Annotated in this window: 14 protein-coding genes and 1 pseudogene; 13 read left to right on the forward strand and 2 right to left on the reverse strand. The window is 74.2% G+C overall.

From position 1 onward, the window contains the following. The first annotated feature begins 130 nt into the window (after positions 1 to 130). From ACFY0X_RS08260 to ACFY0X_RS08300, 9 genes are all read left to right on the forward strand, one after another. Positions 131 to 289 (forward strand): hypothetical protein, encoded by a 159-nt coding sequence (locus ACFY0X_RS08260; RefSeq protein WP_387750535.1) that lies wholly within the window; start codon positions 131 to 133, stop codon positions 287 to 289. Between the two features lie 152 nt (positions 290 to 441). Next, positions 442 to 3,483, forward strand: a complete 3,042-nt coding sequence (locus ACFY0X_RS08265; protein ID WP_387750538.1) for an AAA family ATPase — start codon at positions 442 to 444, stop codon at positions 3,481 to 3,483. 540 nt (positions 3,484 to 4,023) lie between these two features. Continuing rightward, complete coding sequence (locus tag ACFY0X_RS08270; RefSeq protein ID WP_387750619.1) at positions 4,024 to 6,963, forward strand: putative bifunctional diguanylate cyclase/phosphodiesterase; 2,940 nt, start codon at positions 4,024 to 4,026, stop codon at positions 6,961 to 6,963. Between the two features lie 331 nt (positions 6,964 to 7,294). Further along, positions 7,295 to 9,148, forward strand: a complete 1,854-nt coding sequence (locus tag ACFY0X_RS08275) for an acetolactate synthase large subunit (protein ID WP_387750540.1) — start codon at positions 7,295 to 7,297, stop codon at positions 9,146 to 9,148. Positions 9,149 to 9,186: 38 nt separating this feature from the next. Then, on the forward strand, positions 9,187 to 9,711 hold the full coding sequence (ilvN, locus tag ACFY0X_RS08280) for an acetolactate synthase small subunit (protein ID WP_049657946.1): 525 nt from the start codon (positions 9,187 to 9,189) through the stop codon (positions 9,709 to 9,711). Between the two features lie 108 nt (positions 9,712 to 9,819). Next, on the forward strand, positions 9,820 to 10,818 hold the full coding sequence (gene ilvC, locus ACFY0X_RS08285; protein ID WP_387750543.1) for a ketol-acid reductoisomerase: 999 nt from the start codon (positions 9,820 to 9,822) through the stop codon (positions 10,816 to 10,818). A gap of 250 nt (positions 10,819 to 11,068) precedes the next feature. Beyond that, entirely contained in the window at positions 11,069 to 12,649 is a 1,581-nt protein-coding gene (serA, locus tag ACFY0X_RS08290) for a phosphoglycerate dehydrogenase (RefSeq protein ID WP_387750622.1), read from the forward strand. A gap of 292 nt (positions 12,650 to 12,941) precedes the next feature. Further along, positions 12,942 to 13,103: a hypothetical protein gene (locus ACFY0X_RS08295; protein ID WP_387750546.1), complete on the forward strand. Its 162-nt coding sequence runs from the start codon at positions 12,942 to 12,944 to the stop codon at positions 13,101 to 13,103. Positions 13,104 to 13,414: 311 nt separating this feature from the next. Next, positions 13,415 to 16,783, forward strand: coding sequence for a S8 family serine peptidase (locus tag ACFY0X_RS08300; protein WP_387750549.1), 3,369 nt, complete (start codon positions 13,415 to 13,417; stop codon positions 16,781 to 16,783). 75 nt (positions 16,784 to 16,858) lie between these two features. Here ACFY0X_RS08300 and ACFY0X_RS08305 read toward each other — a convergent pair whose 3' ends face one another. Then, positions 16,859 to 19,360, reverse strand: a complete 2,502-nt coding sequence (locus tag ACFY0X_RS08305; protein WP_387750552.1) for a YfhO family protein — start codon at positions 19,358 to 19,360, stop codon at positions 16,859 to 16,861. A 157-nt stretch (positions 19,361 to 19,517) separates the two neighbouring features. On the opposite strand from ACFY0X_RS08305, the gene ACFY0X_RS08310 reads away from it, so the two are divergent. From ACFY0X_RS08310 to cimA, 4 genes are all read left to right on the forward strand, one after another. Then, on the forward strand, positions 19,518 to 20,081 hold the full coding sequence (locus tag ACFY0X_RS08310) for a Uma2 family endonuclease (protein WP_387750555.1): 564 nt from the start codon (positions 19,518 to 19,520) through the stop codon (positions 20,079 to 20,081). Positions 20,082 to 20,139: 58 nt separating this feature from the next. Further along, positions 20,140 to 21,177, forward strand: a complete 1,038-nt coding sequence (locus ACFY0X_RS08315) for a 3-isopropylmalate dehydrogenase (protein WP_387750558.1) — start codon at positions 20,140 to 20,142, stop codon at positions 21,175 to 21,177. A 251-nt stretch (positions 21,178 to 21,428) separates the two neighbouring features. Further along, positions 21,429 to 22,541 carry a branched-chain amino acid aminotransferase gene (locus tag ACFY0X_RS08320; protein WP_387750560.1) on the forward strand — a complete coding sequence of 371 codons (1,113 nt, stop codon included), beginning with the start codon at positions 21,429 to 21,431 and terminating at the stop codon, positions 22,539 to 22,541. Between the two features lie 377 nt (positions 22,542 to 22,918). Next, positions 22,919 to 24,523 (forward strand): citramalate synthase, encoded by a 1,605-nt coding sequence (cimA, locus tag ACFY0X_RS08325; RefSeq protein WP_387750563.1) that lies wholly within the window; start codon positions 22,919 to 22,921, stop codon positions 24,521 to 24,523. 120 nt (positions 24,524 to 24,643) lie between these two features. Here the strand turns inward: cimA and ACFY0X_RS08330 are convergent. Further along, a pseudogene (locus tag ACFY0X_RS08330) lies at positions 24,644 to 24,757 on the reverse strand (ATP-binding protein); the annotation flags it as partial.

A 24,757-nucleotide genomic window follows, 5' to 3' on the forward strand; every position in this document is an offset into this window, starting at 1 on the left:
TTCTGGAGCCCGATCTAAGGCATCCGCGCCCCGGAAGATGCGGCACGCTCCCGATGCGGCACCCCCCGCTGGGGGAGGAAGCTCTTACCTGTCAGCAAGACGGAGTGGAAGACCCGAGGGGGAACCGGAAATGATCGAGTACCAGACCTTCCAGCAACAGGCCCACGAGCTCGTGGCCCGCGCCGAGCACGAGCGCCTGGTGCGCGAGGCCAAGGACGCCCGCCGACTGCGCCGGCGTCCGGTGGCCGCCCGCTTCCAGCGGCGCCCCGTGCGTCGGCCCGAATGCTGACGGCACGGCACCACGACGGTGCCGAGGGGGTTTCGGAGGGGGAGACGCTGCGAGTGAGCGTCTCCCCCTCCGGGCGTTCGCGGCCGGAACCCCGTTCGCCTGGGGAGATAACCCCTCGGCCGGGCCCCACCGGCTATGGCATGCTCGCATCCATGCAGCAGACATCGGTCAGCCCCGTCTTCGTCGGCCGCGGCAGCGAGATCACCGAGCTGACCGACGCGCTGCGCCGCGCGGGCACCGGCAGCCCCCAGGCCGTCCTGATCGGCGGCGAGGCGGGGGTCGGCAAGACCCGGCTGCTGGAGGAGTTCCTGGAGCGCGCCGCCGCCCAGGGGGCGGTCACCACGCTCGGCAGCTGCCTGGAGGTCGGCGCCGAGGGCCTGCCGTACGCTCCGCTGGCCGCCGCGCTGCGCCGGCTGCACCGCTCGCTGGGCCCCGAACTGGGGGCCGCCGCGGCCGGCAGCGAGGGCCATCTCGCCCTGCTGCTCTCCGAGTTCGGCGAGGTGGACGGCGAACCCAACGACGAGTACAGCCGGGCCCGGCTGTTCGAGCACACCGCGAGGCTGTTCGAGCGGCTCGGCGCGGAGCGTACCCTCGTCCTCGCCGTCGAGGACCTGCACTGGTCCGACCGCTCCACCCGCGAGCTGCTCGCCTTCCTGGTGCGCACCCTGCACCGGTCCCGGGTGCTGCTGGTCGCCACCTACCGCACCGACGACCTGCACCGCCGGCACCCGCTGCGCCCCTTCCTGGCCGAACTCGAACGGCTGCGCACCGTCCAGCGGCTGGAACTGGCCCGGTTCGACCGCCGCGAGGTGGCCGCCCAGCTGGCCGGCATCCTCGGCACCACCGCCCCCGACCGCCAGCTGGTGGACCGCATCCACCGGCGCTCGGAGGGCAACCCGTTCTTCGTCGAGGAACTGGCGACCGCGTTCGAGGACGGCTGCGGCGCCGGGCTGACCGACTCGCTGCGGGACATCCTGCTGGTGCGGGTCGAGGGCCTGGACGAGGAGGCCCAGCGGGTCGTGCGGATCGCCGCCGAGGGCGGCTCGCACGTCGAACACGCCCTGCTGGCCGCCGTCCTGGACGACGACGAGGAGGCGCTGATCGAGGCGCTGCGGGCGGCCGTCGGCGCCAACATCCTGCGCCCGGACAGCGAGGGCGAGGGCTACCGGTTCCGCCACGCGCTGGTCCGCGAGGCGGTCTCGGACGACCTGCTGCCCGGCGAACGGCACCGGATCAACCGCAGGTTCGCGCTCGCCGTGGAGGCCCAGCCGCAGCTGGTCCCCGGCGACGCGCTGCCCGCCCGGCTGGCCAACTACTGGTACCACGCGCACGATCCGGCGCGCGCCCTGCCGACCGCCCTGGACGCCGCCCGCGCGGCCCGCCGGCGCAACGCCTTCGCCGAGCAGCTCGGCATGCTGGAACGGGCCCTGGAGCTGTGGGACCTGGTCTCCGAGGAGGTGCTGGCGCACACCCTGCGCCCGTACGACTGGGCCGAGACCTACCCGCCCGGCTCCTGCGACCACAACGCCGCGGACGAGGACTGCGACCGGATCCAGCTGGTCGACGTGCTGGCCGAGGCGGTGGTCGCGGCCCGGCGCTGCGGCGACCGCGAGCGCGGCCTGAGCCTGGCCAAGCGCGGGCTGCGGCTGGTCGACGAGGCGGAGCACCCGGTGCGCGCGGCCTGGTTCCGGATCAACCGGGCCCGGATGCTGGGCAGCCTGCGCCGCTCCGGCGACGAGGAGGAGATCGCGAACGCGCTGCGGCTGGTGGAGCACCTGCCGCCGACCGCCGTCCAGGCCGAGGTGCTCGCGCTCGGCGCCGGGACGGCGATGCTCAAGCGGCCCAGCCCCGAGGCGATCGAGCTGGCCGAGCGGGCGATCCGGATCGCCCAGGAGGTGGGCGCCCACTCGGTCGAGGTGCACGCCCGGATGACCCTCGGCGGGCTGCGCTACGACGTGCACGGCGACGCCGAGGGCGGGCTGGCCGAGCTGGCCGGGGCGGTCGAGCGGGCCCGCCGGCTGGGCGTGCCCGACCTGCTGCTGCGCGGCATCAACAACCTGGCCAGCATGCAGCGCGGGCTGGGGCGGCCCGAGGAGGCGGTCCGACTGGCCCGGGAGGGCCTGGAGTTCGCGGACGGCAACGGCCTGCTGCGCAACATCGGCACCATCCTGACCGGCAACCTGGTCGAGGCGCTGACCGACCTCGGGCGGGTCCGGGAGGCGGCCGAGGTGCTGGCCGGCTTCGAACTGACCAGCCTGAGCGGCACCCACGCCGAGTTCCTGGACCGGATGCGCGGCGAACTCGCCCTGCTCAAGGGGGACCTGGCCACCGCGGCGACCATGCTGGCGCAGGCCCGGTCGGCCAACCGGGTCGGCCAGGTGCAGCACAGCGTGCCGATCAGCCGGCTGGCGGTGCGGCTCGCGGCACTCGGCGGCCGGCCGCTGGAGGCCCGGGCCGAACTGCTCGCCGCGCTGGAGGACGGCGGCCGGCTCGGCCACGAGTCCGACGTCTACCCGCTGCTGGCCGAGGCCGCCGCGGTGGAGGCGGACAGCCGGGGCCTGCCGCAGGCCGGGGCGGGCCGGGCCGAGGCGCTGGCAGCGATCTCCGCGGCCGCCGCCGGCCTGCGGCCCCGGGCGCCGCTGCACCACGGCTGGGCCCGGCTGCTGGAGGCCGAACTGGCCCGCGCCGAGGGCGCGGACACCCCGCAGCGGTGGGCCGCCGCCGTCGAGGCGCTGCGTCCGACCGGTCTGCCGTACCCGCTGGCGCTCGCCCTGCTGCGGGCCGGTGAGGCCGAGGTGCAGGCCGGCCGGCGCGAGGCCGGTGCCGAACTGCTGCGCGAGGCGGCCGAACTGGCGGCCGTCCGGGACGACCGGCTGCTCGGCGGGCAGATCGCCGCGCTGGCCGAACGGGCCGGGCTGAGCCTCGCCCCTGCCGAGCGGACGGCCACCGTGCCGGCCCCGGCCGCCGGGGACTCCTTCAACCTCACCCCCCGGGAGCGGGACGTGCTCCGACTGCTCGCCCGCGGCTGGACCAACCGGCAGATCGCCGAGGAGCTGTACATCTCTCCGAAGACCGCCAGCGTGCACGTCTCCAACATCCTGGGGAAGCTCGCGGTCGGCGGCCGCGGTGAGGCGGCCGCGCTGGCGCACCGGCTGCGGCTGTTCCCGGACGATCTGGCCGCCTCCGGGCGCTGAGCAGGGCTCCACGGCGGCCCCGGACCGGCTTCGGCCGGTCCGGGGCCGCTGTTCGTCCGCGGTTCGTGGGCCGCTCGTCCGCGGTTCGTACGCCGTTCGTCCGTCCTGGCACCGGTGTTCGGGCGCCGCCGCGTGCTCCCGTGCGCGCCGCGTGAGCCCCCGCCCGCGCGCCGCCGCCAACCGGGCCGATCCGTAGGAATCGGGGGCATTTCCCCACCCTTTAGCCATTACTCTAAGTTGAGTGTGCGTGTCATTGAGTGACGGAATTGGTGTAGGGTCCATTTTGGGAGCATCGGTACGGTGCGGCGACCGGCAGGCCGCCCACCCCCTGGGCCGCCGCCCTGACGGGGCGCCGGTCCACCGCGCACGTCCGAGAGGTGCGCGGCCGGTGGCCCGTGGCCGGGGCGCGAGGCCCCGGGCCGGAGGGGGAGAGGCCGAGTGAGCTCCACCGAAACGGTGCTGCCCGGAACCGGACGCCCGGAAGCACCGCACACCGACACGTCCGCCGCCGACGTGCCCGCACCCGTCCGCCGCGGCCCGCTGCGCCGGCTCCGGGAGAGCCGCGCACTGCCCGGGTTCGTCCTGGGCGGGCTCTGCCTGGCCTACGCCACGGGCGCCGCCGCCGGCTGGGGTTCACGCCAACTGTCCGTCTTCATGGGCGACTTCGGGCTGGCCGCGGCGGCGCTGGCGGCCGCGCTGTCCTGCCTGGTGTACGGCTGCACGGTCGGCGGGCACGCCCGTCCGGCCTGGCTGCTGTTCGGCCTCTCCTCGCTCATGGTGGCCTTCGGCAACGGCACCTGGGGCTGGTACGAGCTGGTCGTGCGCACCCCGCTGCCCCAGGACTCGCTCGCCGAGTACGCCTTCCTGCTGTTCGCCCCGCTCGCCATCACCGGCGTCCTGGTGCTCGCCCAGCACCCGCGCACCGCGGCCGGCTGGCTCTGCCTGCTGCTCGACGGCTGGCTGATCGCCGGCTCGCTGTTCACCCTCAGCTGGAGCCTGGCGCTCGGCCGGATCGCGGACGGCGAGGACGGCTCGCCCCTGCGCCTGGCGCTCAACCTGGCCTACCCGGTGCTGGACATCCTGCTGGTCAGCCTGGTGGTCGGGCTGCGCTTCGGCGGCCGCGACGGCAACCGGGCGGCGGTGCACACCGCCATGCTGGCGCTCGCCGTCACCGTCACCTGCGACGCCCTGTTCACCTCCCCGGAGCTGCGCAGCAACTACCACTCGGGCGAACTGCTGGACGCCGGCTGGTTCTCCGGCAGCCTGCTGCTGGGCTGGGCGCCGTGGTCGCCGCGCTGGCGCCGTCCGCTGCGCGAGCACCCCTCGGCCGGCGGCCTGCCGCACCGCCGGGTGGCCACCACCTTCAGCGCGCTGACCCCGTACGCCGCCGCCGCGGTCTGTACCGCCGGCATCCTCTACAACGCCCTCGGCGGACGCGAGTTGGACCGGGTGGTGGCCGCGGCGGCCTGCACCGTCGGGCTGGCGCTGATCCTCAGGCAGGGCGTGATGCTGCTCGACAACCTCTCGCTCGCCCAGGAACTCGCCCACAAGGAGGCGCACTTCCGCTCCCTGGTGCAGGGCTCCAGCGACGTCATCATGATCGCCGGCGCCAACGGCGTGCTCTCCTACGTCTCCCCGGCCGCGCTCGGCGTCTACGGGCGGGACCCGGAGGAGCTGGTCGGCGGCAACCTGCTGGACCTGGTCCACCCCGAGGACGTCGGCCGGGTGCTCTCCGAGGTCCGCCGCTACCTCGCCAGGGTCCGGCTCACCGCCCACCGCAGCCCCGGCGCCGCCGAGCCCTCCGCCCGGGTCGAGTGCCGGATCAGCTCCGGCGCCGGCGAGTGGCTGCACGTCGAGTCGACCGTCAGCAGACATCGTGACGGCCTGCTGCTCAACAGCCGGGACGTCACCGAACGCGTCATGCTGCAGGCCCAGTTGCAGCACAACGCCTTCCACGACCCGCTCACCGACCTGCCCAACCGGGCGCTGTTCACCCAGCGGCTGCGGGCCGCCCTCGGCACCCGCGGCCAGCAGGACGGGACGGGCTCCGGGATCGCGGTGCTCTTCCTCGACCTGGACGGCTTCAAGGCGGTCAACGACACCGCCGGGCACCAGGTCGGCGACGAACTGCTGGTGCAGGCCGCCCGCCGGCTCCAGAGCGCCGTCCGCTGCGGGGACACCGTCGCCCGGTTCGGCGGCGACGAGTTCGCCGCGCTGGTCTGCGGCCCGCTCGGCCGCCTCCAGGTCCAGGAGCTGGCCGAGCGGCTGCGCCTCGCGCTCTCCGAGTCGTACTGGATCGGTGGCGCCGAGCTCAGCGTCGCCGCCAGCATCGGCATCGCCTTCGGCACCCCCGAACGCGGCCCGGCGGCCGACCCCAGGGCCGCCGCCGACGAGCTGATGCGCAACGCCGACCTCGCGATGTACCGGGCCAAGTCCGAGGGCAAGGGCCGGGTGGTGCTCTACACCCCGGCGATGCGGGCGGACCTGGAGCGCCGCACCGAGCTGGAGGAACGGCTGCGGCTGGCCGTCCGGGAGGGCGGTTTCACGCTGCTCCACCAGCCCGTGGTGGACCTCGGCAGTGGCGCGGTGACCGGCGTCGAGGCGCAGGCCCGCTGGCGCTCGGTGGGCGGCCTGCTGCTCACCCCGGCCGAGTTCCTGCGCTCGACCGAGCACGGCGACGCGGCCACCCGGTTCTCCCGCTGGCTGGTCCTGGAGGCGGTCAGCGCGGCCGTCGAGCGGCGCGGCCTGCCCGGCCGGGGCCGCGGCGCGCCGGATCCCGTCCCGGTGGCCGTCCGGCTCTCGGTGGAGCGGCTCTGCTCGCCCGGCCTGTACGAGACGGTGGCCGCCGCGCTGCGCGACAGCGGGCTGCCGGCCGACGAGCTGGTGATCGAGGTGGCCCGGATGGGCCCGGACTCGCTCGCCGACGAACTCGGCCGCCGGCTCTCCGCCCTGCGCGGCCTCGGCGTCTCCACCTGGCTGGCCGGGTACGGAGCCGGCGGCGGCTCGCTCGGCGCCCTCGCCCGGCTGCCGCTGGACGGGCTCAAGCTGGACCGCACGCTCGTCCAGGACCTCGGCGAGTCCCCGCTCAGCCGCACCCTCGCCGGGCACGCGCTGCGGCTGGGCCGCGACCTCGGGATGGCCACCGCCGCCGAGGGCGTGGACCTGCCCCGACAGGTCTCCGTGCTGCGGGAGCTGGGCTGCGGGCAGGGCCAGGGCTCGGCCTTCGCCCCGCCGCTGGACGAGCCCCGGCTGCGCCGGGCACTGGCCCGCCGCGACTACCCGCTGCCCGCCCCGGCGGGCCCGCTGCCGGCCCGCCGGCCGTACCCCGCCGCCGCCGACGACACCCGGACGGGTGGCCGGACGGACGCCGCGCCGGGACGTGGCGCACATCACCACGGAGCCCCTGACCTGCCCGGACACCGTGCCGTCGCAGGCCCGGCGGGTGGTCCGCATGGCGAGACGGTCGTCCCACCTGCTTGACACGCCGCCCCGCACGGGAGGAAGGTCGTTGCCATGCGCACCCGAATTCTCGTACTTGGCGGGCGCGTCGGCTGAGTGGGCTCGTACGCCCTGCTCGTGACAGACCGACGCGCCACCCCTCGCATGCCCTTGGGCACGAGGGGTTTTTTGTTGCACTGACGCTGTTCCACCTCCGCAAGACCCCTGGCCTCGGCCGCCCGATCACGTCCGATCCGTCGGACCGAGCGGGACGATTGAGGCAGAGCCGGCGATCGGCCCGGACCGGGACCCCACCCTCGCAGCACCGGGGCCCGCAGCACCGGGCCGGCAAAATCCGAGAAGAGACAGGCAGATGACTGAGCACGCCGCATCCCCCCGCCGCGGGGACAACCCGGCCGCCAACGCTCCCGCTCCCCAGCACGTCGTCGAGACCATGACCGGCGCCCAGTCGCTCATCCGCTCCCTGGAGGCCGTGGGCGCGGACACCGTCTTCGGCATCCCGGGCGGGGCCATCCTTCCCGCGTACGACCCCCTGATGGACTCCGTCAAGGTGCGCCACATCCTCGTCCGGCACGAGCAGGGCGCCGGTCACGCCGCCACCGGCTACGCCCAGGCCACCGGCCGGGTCGGGGTCTGCATGGCGACCTCCGGCCCGGGTGCGACCAACCTGGTCACCCCGATCGCCGACGCGTACATGGACTCGGTGCCGGTCGTCGCCATCACCGGCCAGGTCTCCTCCAAGGCGATCGGCACCGACGCCTTCCAGGAGGCGGACATCTGCGGCATCACGATGCCGATCACCAAGCACAACTACCTGGTCACCGACCCGGCCGAGATCCCCCGGGTGATCGCCGAGGCCTTCCACATCGCCGCCACCGGCCGCCCCGGCCCGGTCCTGGTCGACATCGCCAAGGACGCGCTCCAGGCGACCACCACCTTCCGCTGGCCGGTCGAGACCGCGCTGCCCGGCTACCGGCCGGTGACCAAGCCGCACGCCAAGCAGATCCGCGAGGCCGCGAAGATGCTGGTCGGCGCCAAGCGCCCGGTGCTGTACGTCGGCGGCGGCGTGCTCAAGGCGCGGGCCACCGCCGAGCTGCGGATCCTCGCCGAGCTGACCGGCGCCCCGGTGGTCACCACCCTGATGGCGCTCGGCGCCTTCCCGGACAGCCACCCGCAGCACCTGGGCATGCCCGGCATGCACGGCTCCGTCCCGGCCGTCACCGCGCTCCAGAAGTCCGACCTGCTGTTCACCCTCGGTGCCCGCTTCGACGACCGCGTCACCGGCAAGCTGGACGGCTTCGCCCCCAACGCCAAGGTCGTCCACGCCGACATCGACCCGGCCGAGATCGGCAAGAACCGCCCGGCGGACGTGCCGATCGTCGGCGACGCCCGCGAGGTGCTCGCCGACCTGATCGTCGCCGTCCAGGCCGAGTTCGACGCCGGCCACAAGGGCGACTACACCGAGTGGTGGGAGCGGCTCGACGAGTGGAAGCGGACCTACCCGCTCGGCTACGAGCCCGCCCCGAACGGACAGCTCTCGCCGCAGCAGGTCATCGAGCGGATCGGCCGGCTGGTCGGCCCCGACGCGATCTACGCCGCGGGCGTGGGCCAGCACCAGATGTGGAGCTCGCAGTTCATCCAGTTCGAGAAGCCGGGCACCTGGCTCAACTCGGGCGGCGCCGGGACGATGGGCTACGCCGTCCCCGCGGCGATGGGCGCCAAGGCCGGCCGCCCGGAGAGCGCGGTCTGGGCCATCGACGGCGACGGCTGCTTCCAGATGACCAACCAGGAGCTGGTCACCTGCGCCCTGAACGGCATCCCGATCAAGGTCGCGGTCATCAACAACGGCTCGCTGGGCATGGTCCGGCAGTGGCAGACGCTGTTCTACAACCAGCGCTACTCCAACACCGTGCTGCACTCCGGCCCCGGCCACGACGGCATCGAGCCGCCGGCCCAGGGCACCCGGATCCCCGACTTCGTCCTGCTGTCCGAGGCGATGGGCTGCGTGGGCCTGCGCTGTGAGCGCCCCGAGGACCTCGACGCCGTCATCAGGCAGGCGATGGAGATCAACGACCGCCCGGTGGTCATCGACTTCATCGTCCACCAGGACGCCATGGTCTGGCCGATGGTCGCGGCCGGCACCAGCAACGACGAGATCCAGTTCGCCAAGGGCGTGCGCCCCGACTTCGGCGACGACCTCGACTGATGTCCCTGCCAGCCCACCCGGAACGCCTGAGGAATCCCATGTCCAAGCACACCCTCTCCGTCCTGGTCGAGAACAAGCCCGGCGTGCTCGCCCGCATCGCCGCGCTGTTCTCCCGGCGGGGCTTCAACATCGACTCCCTCGCCGTCGGCTCGACCGAGCATCCGGACGTGTCCCGGATGACGATCGTGGTCAACGTCGAGGACCTCCCGCTGGAACAGGTCACCAAGCAGCTCAACAAGCTCGTGAACGTGATAAAGATCGTCGAACTCGACCAGTCCGCTGCGATCCAGCGGGAACTGGTCCTGGTGAAGGTCCGCGCCGACAACGAGACCCGGTCGCAGATCGTCGAGATCGTCCAGCTGTTCCGTGCCAAGACCGTCGACGTGTCGCCGGAAGCGGTGACCATCGAGGCCACCGGCAGTTCGGACAAGCTGGAGGCCATGCTCCGGATGCTGGAGCCTTACGGCATCAAGGAGTTGGTCCAGTCCGGCCTGGTCGCCATCGGCCGCGGCGCGCGCTCCATCACGGACCGCTCGCTGCGCGCCCTGGACCGCAGCGCGTAAACAGCGCGAGACCGTCTCAAGTCCCGAAGCGAAGACCCAAACCCCCGCCGGTGCGCATACGGTGAGTACCGCGTACCCGGCAACCATCACGCAAGGAGATGTGCCCCCGTGGCCGAGCTGTTCTACGAAGACGACGCCGACCTGTCCATCATCCAGGGCCGCAAGGTCGCGGTCATCGGCTACGGCAGCCAGGGCCACGCCCACGCGCTGTCGCTGCGCGACTCCGGCGCCGACGTCCGGGTCGGCCTGAAGCCGGAGTCCAAGTCCCGCGCCAAGGCGGAGGAGGCCGGCCTGCGCGTCGTCACCCCGGCCGAGGCGGCGGCCGAGGCCGACGTCATCATGATCCTGGTGCCGGACCCGATCCAGGCCGACGTCTACGAGGCCGACATCGCCCCGCACCTGAAGGCCGGCGACGCCCTGTTCTTCGGCCACGGCCTGAACATCCGCTTCGGCTTCATCAAGCCCCCGGCGGACGTCGACGTCTGCATGGTCGCCCCGAAGGGCCCGGGCCACCTGGTCCGCCGCCAGTACGAGGAGGGCCGCGGCGTCCCCGCGATCGTCGCCGTCGAGCAGGACGCCTCGGGCCAGGCCTTCGCGCTGGCGCTGTCGTACGCCAAGGGCCTGGGCGCCACCAAGGCCGGCGTCATCAAGACCACCTTCACCGAGGAGACCGAGACCGACCTGTTCGGTGAGCAGGCCGTCCTCTGCGGTGGCACCGCCGCCCTGGTGAAGGCCGGTTTCGAGACCCTGGTCGAGGCCGGCTACCAGCCGGAGATCGCCTACTTCGAGTGCCTGCACGAGCTGAAGCTCATCGTCGACCTGATGTACGAGGGCGGCCTGGAGAAGATGCGCTGGTCGGTCTCCGAGACCGCCGAGTGGGGCGACTACGTCACCGGCCCGCGGATCATCACCGACGCCACCAAGGCCGAGATGAAGAAGGTCCTCGCCGAGATCCAGGACGGCACCTTCGCCAACACCTGGATCGCCGAGTACAAGGCCGGTCTGCCCAAGTACAACGAGTACAAGAAGGCCGACGAGGACCACCTGCTGGAGACCACCGGGAAGAAGCTGCGCTCGCTGATGAGCTGGGTCAACGAGAAGGCCTGACCCGGTCAGGGCCGTACCGGCCCCGATTCTGTAACTTCCTTGTACAAGTAGGCTGCTCTCGTCCGAGTGATTTCGCCGGACGGGAGCAGCCCGCTGTCCAGCCCGTCGATACACTCCGAGTGCGCGTCAGGCCCACAGCGTCGTGCGTCTACTCACGCGGCATGCCACCTTCCCCCGCCCTCCACGGCCACCTACGTGCCCGGGGGAACCGGACAGTTAAGGATCCACTGTCGTGAGCACTGTGAACACTGTGAAGACCGGCGTAGTTCTGATCGCCGAGGAGCTCTCGCCCGCCACCGTCGACGCCCTCGGCCCCGACTTCGAGATCCGGCACTGCAACGGCGCCGACCGCACCGAGCTGCTCACCGCGATCGCCGACGTCGACGCGATCCTGATCCGCTCCGCCACCAAGGTCGACGCGGAGGCGCTGGCCGCCGCCCGCAGGCTCAAGGTGGTCGCCCGGGCCGGCGTCGGCCTGGACAACGTGGACGTCGCCGCCGCCACCAAGGCCGGCGTGATGGTCGTCAACGCGCCGACCTCCAACATCGTCACCGCCGCCGAGCTCGCCTGCGGCCTGCTGATCTCCGTCGCCCGCAACATCGCGCCGGCCAACGCCGCGCTCAAGCAGGGCGAGTGGAAGCGCAACAAGTACACCGGCGTCGAGCTGAGCGAGAAGACCCTCGGCGTCGTCGGCCTCGGCCGGATCGGCGTCCTGGTCGCCCAGCGGATGTCCGCGTTCGGGATGAAGATCGTCGCGTACGACCCCTACATCCAGGCCGCCCGCGCCGCGCAGATGGGCGTCAAGCTGGTCTCGCTGGAGGAGCTGCTGGAGGTCTCGGACTTCATCACCGTCCACCTCCCCAAGACCCCGGAGACGATCGGCCTGATCGGCGACGAGGCGCTGCACAAGGTCAAGCCGACCGTCCGCATCGTGAACGCCGCCCGCGGCGGCATCGTGGACGAGGAGGCGCTGGCCGCCGCGCTGCGCGAGGGCCGGGTGGCCGGCGCGGGCCTGGACGTGTACGCCAAGGAGCCGTGCACCGACTCCCCGCTGTTCGCCTTCGACAACGTGGTCGCCACCCCGCACCTGGGCGCCTCCACCGACGAGGCGCAGGAGAAGGCCGGCATCGCGGTCGCCCGGTCGGTGCGCCTCGCGCTGGCCGGCGAGCTGGTGCCGGACGCGGTGAACGTCCAGGGCGGCGTGATCGCCGAGGACGTCCGCCCGGGCCTGCCGCTGGCCGAGAAGCTCGGCCGGATCTTCACCGCGCTGGCCGGCGAGGTGGCCGTCCGCCTCGACGTCGAGGTCCGCGGCGAGATCACCCAGCACGACGTGAAGGTGCTCGAACTGTCCGCGCTGAAGGGCGTGTTCGAGGACGTCGTGGCGGAGACGGTGTCCTACGTCAACGCCCCGCTGTTCGCCCAGGAGCGCGGTGTCGAGGTCCGCCTGACCACCTCCAGCGAGAGCCCCGAGCACCGCAACGTGATCACCGTGCGCGGCACGCTCGGGAACGGCGAGGAGATCGCCATCTCCGGCACGCTGGCGGGCCCCAAGCAGACCCAGAAGATCGTCGGCGTGGACGCCTTCGACGTGGACGTGGCGCTCACCGACCACATGGCCTTCTTCAAGTACGAGGACCGCCCCGGCGTGGTCGGCGTGCTCGGCCGCCACCTCGGCGACGCGGGCATCAACATCGCCGGCATGCAGGTCGCCCGTGACGGCGGCAGCGCGCTGGCCTCCATCACCGTGGACACCGAGATCCCGCACGAGGTGCTGTCGGCCATCGCGGCCGAGATCGGCGCCCGCTTCGCGCGCTCGGTCGACCTGGGCTGATCCTCCCGGCTCGCACAGGGCTCCGGGGCCCGGACCGCCGTTCGAATGGCGGTCCGGGCCCTGCTGCGTTCTCCCGGGTGACACCCGTCTCAGATACTAGGAAATCCAAGTATTCGTGCAGACACGGCCCGGGCATGGCCGTACCGTGGAAGGGCCATACGGTGTGCCGCCCCTGTAGCCAGGGTCTGCGGCCCGTGTGCGCGTGCGCCCTCACGAGCGGGTGACCCCTGCTCCCGCGCTCCCTTCCCCTCTTCGCGCCGCCCGTCGCGGCGCCGTTCCCAAGGAGCCCGGTATGTCGCCGACCGCCGACCGTCACGCCACTTCCACCCCCGCCGCCACCCCCGTCCGCGCCCCGCGCCGCCGCCGGGCCGCCGAGCGGAACCCCTTCGCGGCCGCCGCGCTGCAGCGCTCGCTGGACCGCCGGGACAACGGCGGCATGACCGGCCACCACTGAGCGGCTCCGCTGTCGGGCCGGGACGGGCCGATGGTGGCGTCCGGCCGGTGGTCCGCTCGGCCGGTGACGTCCGGTCGGTGACGTCCGGTCGGTGCGTCCGGCTGGTGGCGTTCATCCGCCGAATGGGCCGTACGGGTCGTCAGGGTGTCACCCAGTAGAGTGCAACCTCGTTCCGTCCGAGGGAAGTTGCTCGTCCCCGTCGGCGCGATCATCCTAAATTCGGGGCCCTCGGAGGGGTGATCGACGTTCGCGTGGGCGAGCGTCAGCGACACGGAGTGCGGATCAGTCCCCCTGCCGGGGGAGAGGGCCCAGTGCGTCTGCCATCCGTCCGCCGACCCGCCGCCCGGATCGGCCTCACCCTGGTCCTGCTGGCCGGAAGCGCCGTCCTCGCCGCCACCCCGGCGGCCGGCGGCCCACCGACCGCGGGGCCGCCGGCGGCGGGACCACCGTCCGCCGGGCCGCCGGGGCCGGGCCGAACGGCATCCGTCCTGCTCGAACTCGGCACCGAGACGGCCGGCTCCGCCTGGCAGCGCGCCGCCGACGGGGCCCGGCGGGCCCGGCGCTCCCCGGAGGCCGTCCGGCAGGAGGCCGCGCGGGCCGGGGCGGCCCAGCGGGCCCGGGCCGGGGACGCGCTCGACCGGCTCGCCGGCGCCGTCCACCGGGCCGCACCCACCGCCCGCGAGCTCTACCGGACCCGGACCGTGCTCGCCGGCCTCGCGGTCAGCGCGCCCGCCGACCGGCTTCCCGCGCTGCGGGCCCTGCCGGGCGTCCGGGCCGTCCACCCGATCGTCGCCAAGCGGCGCGCCAACGCCCACTCCGTCCCGCTGACCGGCGCCCCGCAGGTCTGGGCCGGCGACCAGGCGGCCGGCACCGGCCGGGGCACCCGGATCGGGATCATCGACAGCGGCATCGACTACACCCACGCCGACTTCGGCGGCCCCGGCACCGAGGAGGCCTTCCGCTCGGTCGAGCGCGGCCGGCCCGCGCCGCCCGCGCTGTTCCCCAACGCCAAGGTGGTCGGCGGCAGGGACCTGGTCGGCGACGACTACGACCCCGACCCGGCCTCCCCGCACCACCAGCCGGTGCCGCACCCCAGCGACAACCCGATCGACTGCGTGCGCAACGGGCACGGCACCCACGTGGCCGGCACCGCGGCCGGGTACGGCGTCACCGCCGACGGCCGCCCGTACACCGGCCCGTACGGGCCCGGGCTGGACCCGGCCGGCTTCCGGATCGGCCCCGGCACCGCCCCGGGCGCGCAGCTCTACGCGATCCGGGTGTTCGGCTGCGACGGCTCCACCGACCGGGTCACCGAGGCGCTCGACCTGGCCGCCGACCCGAACGGGGACGGCGACCTGAGCGACCGGCTGGACGTCGTCAACCTCTCGCTCGGCAGCCACTTCGGCAGCACCGACGACACCGACGCCCTGGCCGTCGACCGGCTCGTGGAGCTGGGCACCGCCGTGGTCGCGGCGGCGGGCAACGACGGCGACGTGTACGGCATCGGCGGCAGCCCCGGCACCGCCGCCCGGGCGATCACCGTCGCCGCCTCGGTGCACGGGCACGCCGACGTGGACGGCATCACCGTGCTCGCCCCCGCCGACCAGGCCGGGGTCGTCCCGGCGCACTGGAGCGAGCGCTACCAGGGCTGGTCCACCGCCGACGTCAGCGGCGAACTCGCCCTGCCCGCCGACCAGTCGGACGGCTGCACCGCGTTCAGCGAGGCCGACCGGCAGCGGCTGGCCGGGCGGATCGCGCTGCTCGCCTGGCGCACCCGGGAGGCCGACCGGGCCTGCAACTCCGGCCCGCGCGCCGACCACGCCGCCGACGCGGGCGCGATCGGCGCGCTGTACGCCGCCGACTCCGACCACCTCGCCGAGATCTCCGGCGACGACCGGATCCCGGCCGCGCTGCTGGCGCACGCCGACGGCGAACGGCTGCGGCGGGCCGCGGCCGCCGGGCCGGTCGTGGTCCGGCTCGCCGCGCCCGGCAACCCCCTGCACGGCTCCGTCGCCCAGGACCAGCCGGCCCGGGTCGACACCCTGACCGACTTCACCTCGCGCGGCATCGGGGTGCCGGGCGTGGTCAAGCCCGACCTGGCCGCCCCCGGCGAGAGCATCTGGTCCACCCTGGTCGGCAGCGGCGCCGGCGGCCAGCGCGAGAGCGGCACCTCGATGGCCGCCCCGCACGTGGCCGGCCTCGCCGCGCTGGTCCGCGCCGCGCACCCGGACTGGCCGGTCGAGCAGGTCAAGGCCGCGCTGATGAACACCACCGTGGACACCTTCCTCGGCGACGACCGCGGCGGGCCGGTCTACGGGCCCGAGCGCACCGGCGCCGGGCGGGTCCGCGTCGACCAGGCGGTCCGTACGCCCGCCGTCGCCTACGCGGCGGGGGAGGGCGCGGTGGAGGGCGGCGTCGGGGTCTCCTTCGGCCCGGTCGAGGTCGACGGGCCGACGGAGGCCACCCGGGAGATCGAGGTGCGCAACACCTCGGACGCGCCGCTGGCCTACCGCACCTCGTACGCGGCGGCCACCGAACTGCCCGGCGCCTCCTACCGGGTGGCGCCGGCCCGGGTCGACGTCCCGGCGGGCGGCACCGCGCGGGTGCTGGTGACGCTGTCCGTCCCGGGAGAGCCGGGGCGCGCGCCCGACCCGACCATCGACACCGTGCAGGGCGGCCGGGCCCGCACCTACCGGGGCGAGCTCTCCGGCCGGGTGCTGCTCACCCCGGTCGGCGACGGCGGGCTGCCGCAGCTGCGGGTCCCGGTGCTGGCCGCCCCGCACCCGACCGGCGAGCTCGCGGTGGCGGCCGCCGTCCGCACCGCCCGGGACGGCACCCTGGTCGCCCTCGGCGGCAGGGCCGCGCCCGGCGATCGACCCGGGCTGGTCGGCGCCTTCGCCCTCGGCGGCGAAGGGGTCCGCTGGCCCGACTGCCCGCCCGGCGGCAGCGGCTCGGAGGTCGCGCCGGGCGCGGGCGTCCGGCCCGGGGCCGCGGCGCAGGAGGCGGACCCGACGGACGGGCTCTGCGTCGAGCACCCCGGCGAGCGGTCCGCCGACCTGCGCGCGGCCGGTGCCGCCGTCGACTCCGAACTGCTGTACGTGGGCGCCCAGTTGTGGGCTCCCGCGGTCACCCCGGTGGGGCTGTACGGGGTGCGGGTGGCGCTGGACACCGACGGGGACGGCAGCACCGACGTCGTCCTCAAGGCTGACCGGCAGCGCGGCAGCGACGTTCTGGTCTCCCGCGCCCTGGATGCCCGCACCGGCGCCGAACTGGACGTCCAGCCGCTCAACGCCCACTGGGGCGACACCGACACCGCCCTGCTGGACAGCGACGTCCTGGTGCTGCCCGTCCGGCTCAGCGCCCTGCCCGGTGTCGGGCCCGGGCACAGCACCGTCCGCTACGGCGTCTGGACCGGCTACGCCGGGGGCGGCACCCCGGACGCGGCCGAGGCGCTCTCCGCCATCGGGCTGGACGGCACCACCCCGTCCGTCCCGCTCGACGTGCTGCACCCCGCGCTCACCGCGAGCGTCGGCCTCGACGGCCCGGCGGCGGTGGTGGTCCCGGCCGGCCCGGGCAGCGTCCTCGCCGTGCGCCGGGCGCCGGGCGACACCTCGCGGCTCCTGCTGCTGTACCACCTCAACCCGGTCGAGCGGCGGGCCCAGGTGTTCGACCTGCCCTGACCGCCGGGCCTCGGGAGGGCGGCCCACCGGGACTCCGGTGGGCCGCCTGTCGCGTTCCGGCGGCCCGTCCCCGCGTCAGGTCCCGGCGGTCAGGGGCCGGTCTCCGGATGCCCGGCGGCGGTCGCGGCGCGGGCGGCGGGTCGGGCGGCGGGAGGGCCGGGCGAAGACGGCCACCAGGGCGAGCACCGCCGCGGTGGCCGAGGCGACGGTGAGGCCCTCGGTGAGGCCGGGCGGGCGGAAGGCGCAGTCGATCCGGGAGGCACCGCCGCCCAGCGGGACGCCGATCATGCCGAGCACCGGGGTGGGGGCGGCGCGGCGCCCGCCGTCCACCGCGCAGGTCCAGCCCTCGGTGGCCGGGACGGAGAGCAGCGCGGTGCCGGTGGACCCCGCCGGGAGGGCCGCGGTGACGGTGTGCCCGCCGGCCTCCACCCGGGTGGCGCCGGTCGCGGTGAGCCGGGCGACGGCGGCCTCCAGCGCGCCGGCCCGCAGGCAGCCGATCGGGCGGGCCGGGACCTGGCTCACCACGTCCGACCGCAGGGTCACCCGGACGACGCCGTCCGCCGGGACGGTGCCCAGCCGGTGGATCGGCACGGCCGTGGTGGGCTGCTCGCCGTCGCTGCGGAAGCCGGTGCCGAGAGCGCTGACCGTGCCCCGGTACCAGACCCCGTGGAAGAAGGCCGTCCCGCCCGGCGTGCAGGTGGCGGTGAACACCGTGCCCTCCTCGCCGCTCGGCACCGACCAGCCGCTGGTGCCGTGCAGCAGGGGCGCCGGCCCGCCCGCCGGGACGGGCAGCGGAGCGTCGTACACCTGGCTGCCGAGCAGTGACTCCTGCCGGGCCCAGACCGAGGAGGTCTCCGTCCGGGCACCCGGGGGCAGCACGGTGACCAGTGGCGGTGCGGCGGCCGCCCGGACCGGGGTGAAGGAGCGCGGCGACGCGTCCGGCCCGGCGCCGTCGAGGTGGGTGCGGACGCCGAACAGCGCCTGCCCGACCGGGTCGGTGACGCTCGCGGTCTGCCGTCCGCCGGCCGTCCAGCCCGCGCCGAGGTCGTGCAGCAGCAGGGCGGTGGCGGTCGGCAGGTAGCCGCTGAAGTAGCCGCCGCCCTGGCCGTTCAGCAGCAGCGGGTCGTTGGGGGTGAAGGCGTGCGGCCCGGGGTCGTCGCGGCCGCGCGGCCAGTCGGCGGCCGCGCGCAGCGCCGCGTGCCCGGCCCGGACGGCCGCCGGGGAGGCCCCGTCCCCGGGGGCCGCGCCGAGCACCGCGGACCCGGACCAGACGGCGTTGCCCAGCACCGCGCCGCCGATCGCCCAGGTGGCGAGCGCGTGCGCCCGCCGGTCCGCGGGCCGGCGGTCCAGCAGCCACAGCGCGGCCGACAGCACGGCGCCGCCGACGGCCAGCAGCACCCAGGTGGCCGGGCGCACCGGTTGCCGGCCCGCCGCCAGGCCGGCGAGCACCGCCACCGCGGCGGCGCCGCCCAGCACGGTGAGCCGGTCCGGGCGGTGCGCCAGCGACACCCAGCCCGCCAGCACCAGCAGCCCGCTGAGCACGAAGGCCACCCGGTACGGTCCGCCGGCCGGGATCACCGGGCCGTGCCAGACCAGCAGGGTCGGGGTCCAGACGAAACCGGCCGCCACCAGCACCAGCGCCGCGCACCACAGGGCGCGCTCCCGCGGCCGCACCCGCCGGTTGAACGGCAGCCCGCAGACCACCAGCAGGCCGAAGACGCCGATCGCCATGTCCGGCAGCCGCGGCCCGCCGTGGGTGGCGGGCAGCAGCCGGGCGAGGTGGGCGCCGACGCCGGACGGGCCGAGCGGATCCACCGGGGACTCCGGCTGGGCCCGGCGGGCGGCCAGGACGGCGACGAACAGCACCGGCGAGGCGAGCAGCACCCCGGCGGTGGCCATGGTGACGGCCCGGCCGGTGGCCCGGACCCGCCGCCGGAACGGGCGCGGGTCGGCGAACAGCCGGACGGCGAACAGCAGCCCGGCGGCCAGGGTGGCCAGCGCGGCGGTGTACAGGTTGCCCGCCCAGGCCAGCGCGACGCACAGCGCGCCGGCCACCCAGTGCCGCTCGCGCAGGCACCAGTCGGCGGCCAGGCCGAGCAGCGGCAGCGAGACCAGGCCCCAGAGCCACATCGGGGCGGCCCCGCCGACGTCCAGCACCCAGGCGCACAGCCCGTACCCGACGGCGGCGAGCGCCCGCAGCGGGCGCGGGCCGGGGTGGAGGCGGCCCAGCAGGTGGGTCATCAGGGCGGTGCCGAGGCCGATGGTCGCCAGGGTGACCAGCAGGACGGCGAGCCGGCCCTGGTCCCGGGGGAGGAGCGCGGTGGGCCAGGAGAAGGGGTTCATCAGGTAGGCGAAGAAGTCCGCCAGGAACGGGGCGCCGTAGCCGCTGTTCCAGTTGAACAGCAGGTCCCCGGCGGCCTGTCCGTGCAGCAGGTCCCACAGGTGCGCGTGGTACGGCACGGCGACCGCCTCCGCCCCGGCCGGCCACTGCCCGCGCACCGCCGCCGCCAGCCCGTACCCGCCCGCCGCCAGCCCCGCCGCACCCCCGCAGACCAGCACCTCCCGCCGCCTGCCCATCCGCACCCCCGCCGCACCGTCCCGCTCCCGACCCCGCCACCCTAAGCACGCCCCCAGCGCCCCCCACGCCACACGCGCCCCCTCGAAGGAGTGAAGCCCTGGGAGGCTTTGCCGAGTAGCCTGGGAGGGCCGTCAGGATGCCCGTATGGGAGGAACCATGAGCATCGCGCCGTACCCCGACTGGATTCGGCCTCCTGCTGGTGGCTACACCGCAGAGGATCTTGACCGGCTGCCTGATCTCCCGCCGCACACCGAACTGCTCGACGGGAGCCTGATCTTCGTGAGTCCGCAGACAAAGTTCCACGTCCGGGCGAAGCGCGTGTTGGAACGGGGGCTGGAGGCGGCGGTCCCGGAGGGTTGGGAGGTGTGGCCGGAGATGACGGTCACGCTCGACCACCGGAACCGGCCGGAACCCGATCTCCTCGTGGTCCACGAGGACTCGGACACCGGCTACCGCCAGACCGGATTCTCCGCCGAGCACGTTCTGCTGGCGGTCGAGGTAGTTTCCGAGGAGTCCCGCGAACGCGACCGGGAGATCAAGCCCGGTAAGTACGCCGCTGCCGGAATCCGTCATTTCTGGCGCGTCGAGTGTGACGAGGGACGCCCCGTGGTTTACACGTTCGAGCTGGAGCCGGCGTCTAAGCGGTACTTCCCGACCGGCATCTACCACAAGCAGCTGAAGGTCGATCAGCCGTTCCCCATCGAGATCGACCTGAGCTGACCGTCCGCATGGTGGACGCCGGGTGTCAGCACCTGGGACGGCGGAGTAGGGTCCGAGCATGTCTCGCACCATTCGTCTCGCAGTTGTCCCCGGTGACGGAATCGGCCAGGAAGTGGTGGCCGAAGGCCTCAAGGTCCTGGGTGCCGTGCTCCCCGCCGACGTGAAGCTGGAGACCACCGAGTACGACCTCGGGGCCCGGCGCTACCACCGGACCGGGGAGACGCTGCCGGACGACGTCCTGGCGGAGCTGAAGTCCCACGACGCGATCCTGCTGGGCGCCATCGGCGACCCGAGCGTGCCGTCGGGCGTGCTGGAGCGGGGGCTGCTGCTCAAGCTGCGGTTCGCCTTCGACCACCACATCAACCTGCGCCCGGGCCGGCTCTTCCCCGGGGTGGCGTCCCCGCTGGCCGGCCAGCCGGAGATCGACTTCGTGGTCGTCCGCGAGGGCACCGAGGGCCCGTACGTCGGCAACGGAGGCACGCTGCGCACCGGGACGCCACAGGAGGTGGCCACCGAGGTCAGCCTGAACACGGCGTACGGCATCGAGCGTGTGGTGCGCGACGCCTACCGCCGGGCGCAGGCGCGGCCGCGCAGGAAGCTCACCCTGGTGCACAAGAACAACGTGCTGGTGCACGCCGGGCACCTGTGGACGCGGATCTTCGCCGAGGTCGGCCGGGAGTTCCCCGAGGTCACCACCGACTACCTGCACGTCGACGCGGCGACCATCTTCTTCGTCACCCAGCCCGAGCGGTTCGACGTCATCGTCACCGACAACCTGTTCGGCGACATCCTGACCGACCTGGCCGCCGCCGTCACCGGCGGGATCGGCCTGGCCGCGAGCGGCAACATCAACCCGAGCGGCGAGTTCCCCTCCATGTTCGAGCCGGTGCACGGCTCGGCGCCGGACATCGCGGGCCAGGGCAAGGCCGACCCGACCGCCACCGTGCTGTCGGTCGCGATGCTGCTGGAGCACCTCGGCTTCGCCGCCGAGGCCGCCGAGGTCGAGGCCGCCGTCGCGGCGGACCTGGCCGAGCGCTCCGGCACCCGCAGCACCTCCCAGGTCGGCGACGCGCTCGCCGGCCGAGTATCCGGCTAGCGGGCCGGATCCAAGAGCGGGGTTCCGGCTAGCGGGCCGGATCCAAGAGCGGGTTTCCGGCTGACGGGCCGGACCGCGCACAACCGCAGTCTGCCGCCCTCGATGAGGGCGGACAGCTGTTCGGCACGGCCCTCTGGATGCGAGTATCGACAGTGGGCCGTGCCGTTGTGCGTTCATTCCGGTGATTTTTTCGCCGAAACGTTTCCGCAGCGGTGGCGGCCCGGACCAACCCCACGGTGAAGGAAACAGCCATGAGCACGGCCACCCAGGCGCCCATCACGTTCGACCTCAAGCCCTCCGCCCACCCGCTGCCCGCAGCGGAGCGCGAGGCCCGGCTGGCCAACCCGGGCTTCGGCCGGGTCTTCACCGACCACATGGTCACCATCCGCTGGACCGAGGGCGTGGGCTGGCACGACGCCCAGCTGGCGCCGTACGCGCCGCTGGAGATCGACCCGGCGAACATGACCCTGCACTACGGCCAGGCGATCTTCGAGGGCCTGAAGGCCTACCGTCAGGCCGACGGCTCCATCGCCACCTTCCGCCCGGAGGCCAACGCCGCCCGCTTCCAGGCCTCGGCCCGCCGCCTGGCGATGCCGGAGCTGCCGGTGGAGGCCTTCGTCGAGGCCGTCGAGCTGCTGGTCCGCCAGGAGCAGGACTGGGTGCCGAACGAGCCGGAGCAGAGCCTCTACCTGCGCCCGTTCATGTTCGCCACCGAGGTCGGCCTGGGCGTCCGCCCGGCCAACTCCTACCTCTTCATGATCATCGCCTCCCCGGCCGGCGCCTACTTCCAGGGCGGCATCAAGCCGGTCTCGGTCTGGCTGTCCAAGGAGTACGTCCGGGCCGCGCCCGGCGGCACCGGCGCCGCCAAGTGCGCCGGCAACTACGCCGCCTCGCTGGTGGCCCAGGCCCAGGCCGCCGAGAAGGGCTGCGACCAGGTGGTCTGGCTCGACGCCGCCGAGCACCGGTGGGTCGAGGAGATGGGCGGCATGAACCTGTACTTCGTCTTCGGCGAGGGCGCGGACGCGAAGATCGTCACCCCGGAGCTGTCCGGCGCCCTGCTGCCCGGCATCACCCGCGACTCGCTGCTCCAGCTGGCCGCCGACCTCGGCTACGCCGTCGAGGAGCGCCGGATCTCCACCGACGAGTGGCAGCAGGCCAACGCCGACGGCACCCTCACCGAGGTCTTCGCCTGCGGCACCGCCGCCGTCATCACCCCCGTCGGCTCGGTGAAGTCCGCCGCCGCGGACTGGACCGTCGGCGACGGCGAGCCCGGCCCGGTCACCATGGAGCTGCGCAAGGCGCTGCTGTCGATCCAGGGCGGCCGGACCCCGGACACCCACCACTGGCTGCACAAGATCGTCTGATCGCCGCACCGGCCCCCGCCGCGCCCCGGGCCGCACCCGGCCCGCCCGTTCCGCATCGCGAGACGGGCGGGCCGGATCCCGGGCGGCTGTGCCAGACTGCGAGCGTGTCCTCGCTTTCGCTGATTATTAGCAGCAGGCGCGCCGGTCCGCAGTGACCGCTTCCCGCACGACCCGATGCGGAGCGACCACGAGCGTCCAGACCCGCGCGCAGACCTCTCGCACCCGCGAGGGGTCTTTTTGTTTCTCCCGGACCGGCCGAGGGCCCTCACGAGGGGCCCGGGGACACCGGGACCGCGCGCGGGATCCTGGACAGTGGAGCCGGGACGGAAAGTCCGGCAGAGCAGTACCTACCTCCCCGAAACGGAGAACCAGGGGTCATGACCGAGGTCACCCGTACCGACGACAGTTTCCACGTGTTCGACACCACGCTGCGCGACGGAGCACAGCGGGAGGGCATCAACCTGACGGTGGCGGACAAGCTGGCCATCGCCCGGCACCTGGACGAGTTCGGGGTCGGCTTCATCGAGGGCGGCTGGCCCGGAGCCAACCCGCGGGACACCGAGTTCTTCGCCCGCGCCGCCGCCGAGCTGGAGCTGGAGCACGCCCAGCTGGTCGCCTTCGGCGCCACCCGCCGGGCCGGCGGCAAGGCGGCGGAGGACCCGCAGCTGGCCGCGCTGGTCGCCTCCGGCGCCCCGGTGATCACCCTGGTGGCCAAGGCGCACGACCGGCACGTGGAGCTCGCGCTGCGCACCACCCTGGACGAGAACCTGGAGATGGTCCGGGACAGCGTCGAGTTCCTGCGCTCCCGGGGCCGGCGGGTGTTCATCGACTGCGAGCACTTCTTCGACGGCTACCGGGCGAACCCCGAGTACGCCGTGTCGGTGGTCCGCACCGCGCACGAGGCCGGCGCGGACGTGGTGGTGCTCTGCGACACCAACGGCGGGATGCTGCCGGCCGGCGTCCGGGAGACCGTCGCCGACGTGCTCGCCCGGACGGGTGCCCGGCTGGGCATCCACGCCCAGGACGACACCGGCTGCGCGGTGGCCAACACCCTGGCCGCGGTGGACGCCGGGGCGACCCACGTGCAGTGCACCGCCAACGGCTACGGCGAGCGGGTCGGCAACGCCAACCTGTTCCCGGTGGTCGGCGCGCTGGAGATCAAGTACGACCGCCGGGTGCTGCCCGCGGGCCGGCTGGCCGAGATGACCAGGATCTCGCACGCGATCGCCGAGCTGGTCAACCTGGCCCCGTCCACCCACCAGCCGTACGTCGGCTTCTCGGCCTTCGCCCACAAGGCGGGCCTGCACGCCTCGGCGATCAAGGTCGACCCGGACCTGTACCAGCACATCGACCCCGAGCGGGTCGGCAACACCATGCGGATGCTGGTCTCCGACATGGCCGGCCGGGCCTCCGTCGAGCTCAAGGGCAAGGAGCTCGGCTACGACCTCTCCAGTGACCGGGACCTGGCCGGCCGGGTGGTGGCCAAGGTGAAGGAGCAGGAGAACCTCGGCTACACCTACGAGTCCGCCGACGCCTCCTTCGAGCTGCTGCTGCGCGACGAGGTGCGCGGCCGCCGGGACCGCTTCTACACCCTGGAGTCCTGGCGGACCATCAGCGAGCAGGGCCCGAAGGGCTTCACGGGCAACGAGGCCACCGTCAAGCTGTGGGCCAAGGGCGAGCGCCGGATCGCCACCGGCGAGGGCAACGGCCCGGTCAACGCGCTGGACCAGGCGCTGCGCACGGCCCTGGAGGGCATCTACCCGCCGCTGGCCACCTTCGAGCTGGTGGACTACAAGGTCCGCATCCTGGAGGGCCAGCACGGCACCGGCTCCAAGACCCGGGTGCTGATCGAGTCCACCGACGGCGTCTCCACCTGGTCGACGGTGGGCGTGGCGGACAACGTGGTCGCGGCCTCCTGGCTGGCGCTGGAGGACGCGTACACCTACGGCCTGGCCCGGGCCGGCCTGGAGCCCACCGAGTAGCCGGCGCGCGACGCGCCGGTGGCCCGCGGGACCTCGGGTGAGGTGCCGCGGGCCACTGCTACCCGCACGCCCGGCTCCGGGACGCTCCCCGTCCGGTGCCGCCCGGCGCGGCCCGCGCGATCACCGCAGTCGAGCCAGCAGGGCGTGTTCGACGAGGGTGATGAGGGCGCTCTTGGCGCTGTCGCGGCGGCGGGCGTCGAGGGTGATGACGGGGGTGTCGGTGCCGAGTTGGAG

It is taken from the genome of Kitasatospora sp. NPDC001547 (assembly GCF_042894165.1).
Taxonomy (GTDB): Bacteria; Actinomycetota; Actinomycetes; order Streptomycetales; family Streptomycetaceae; genus Kitasatospora.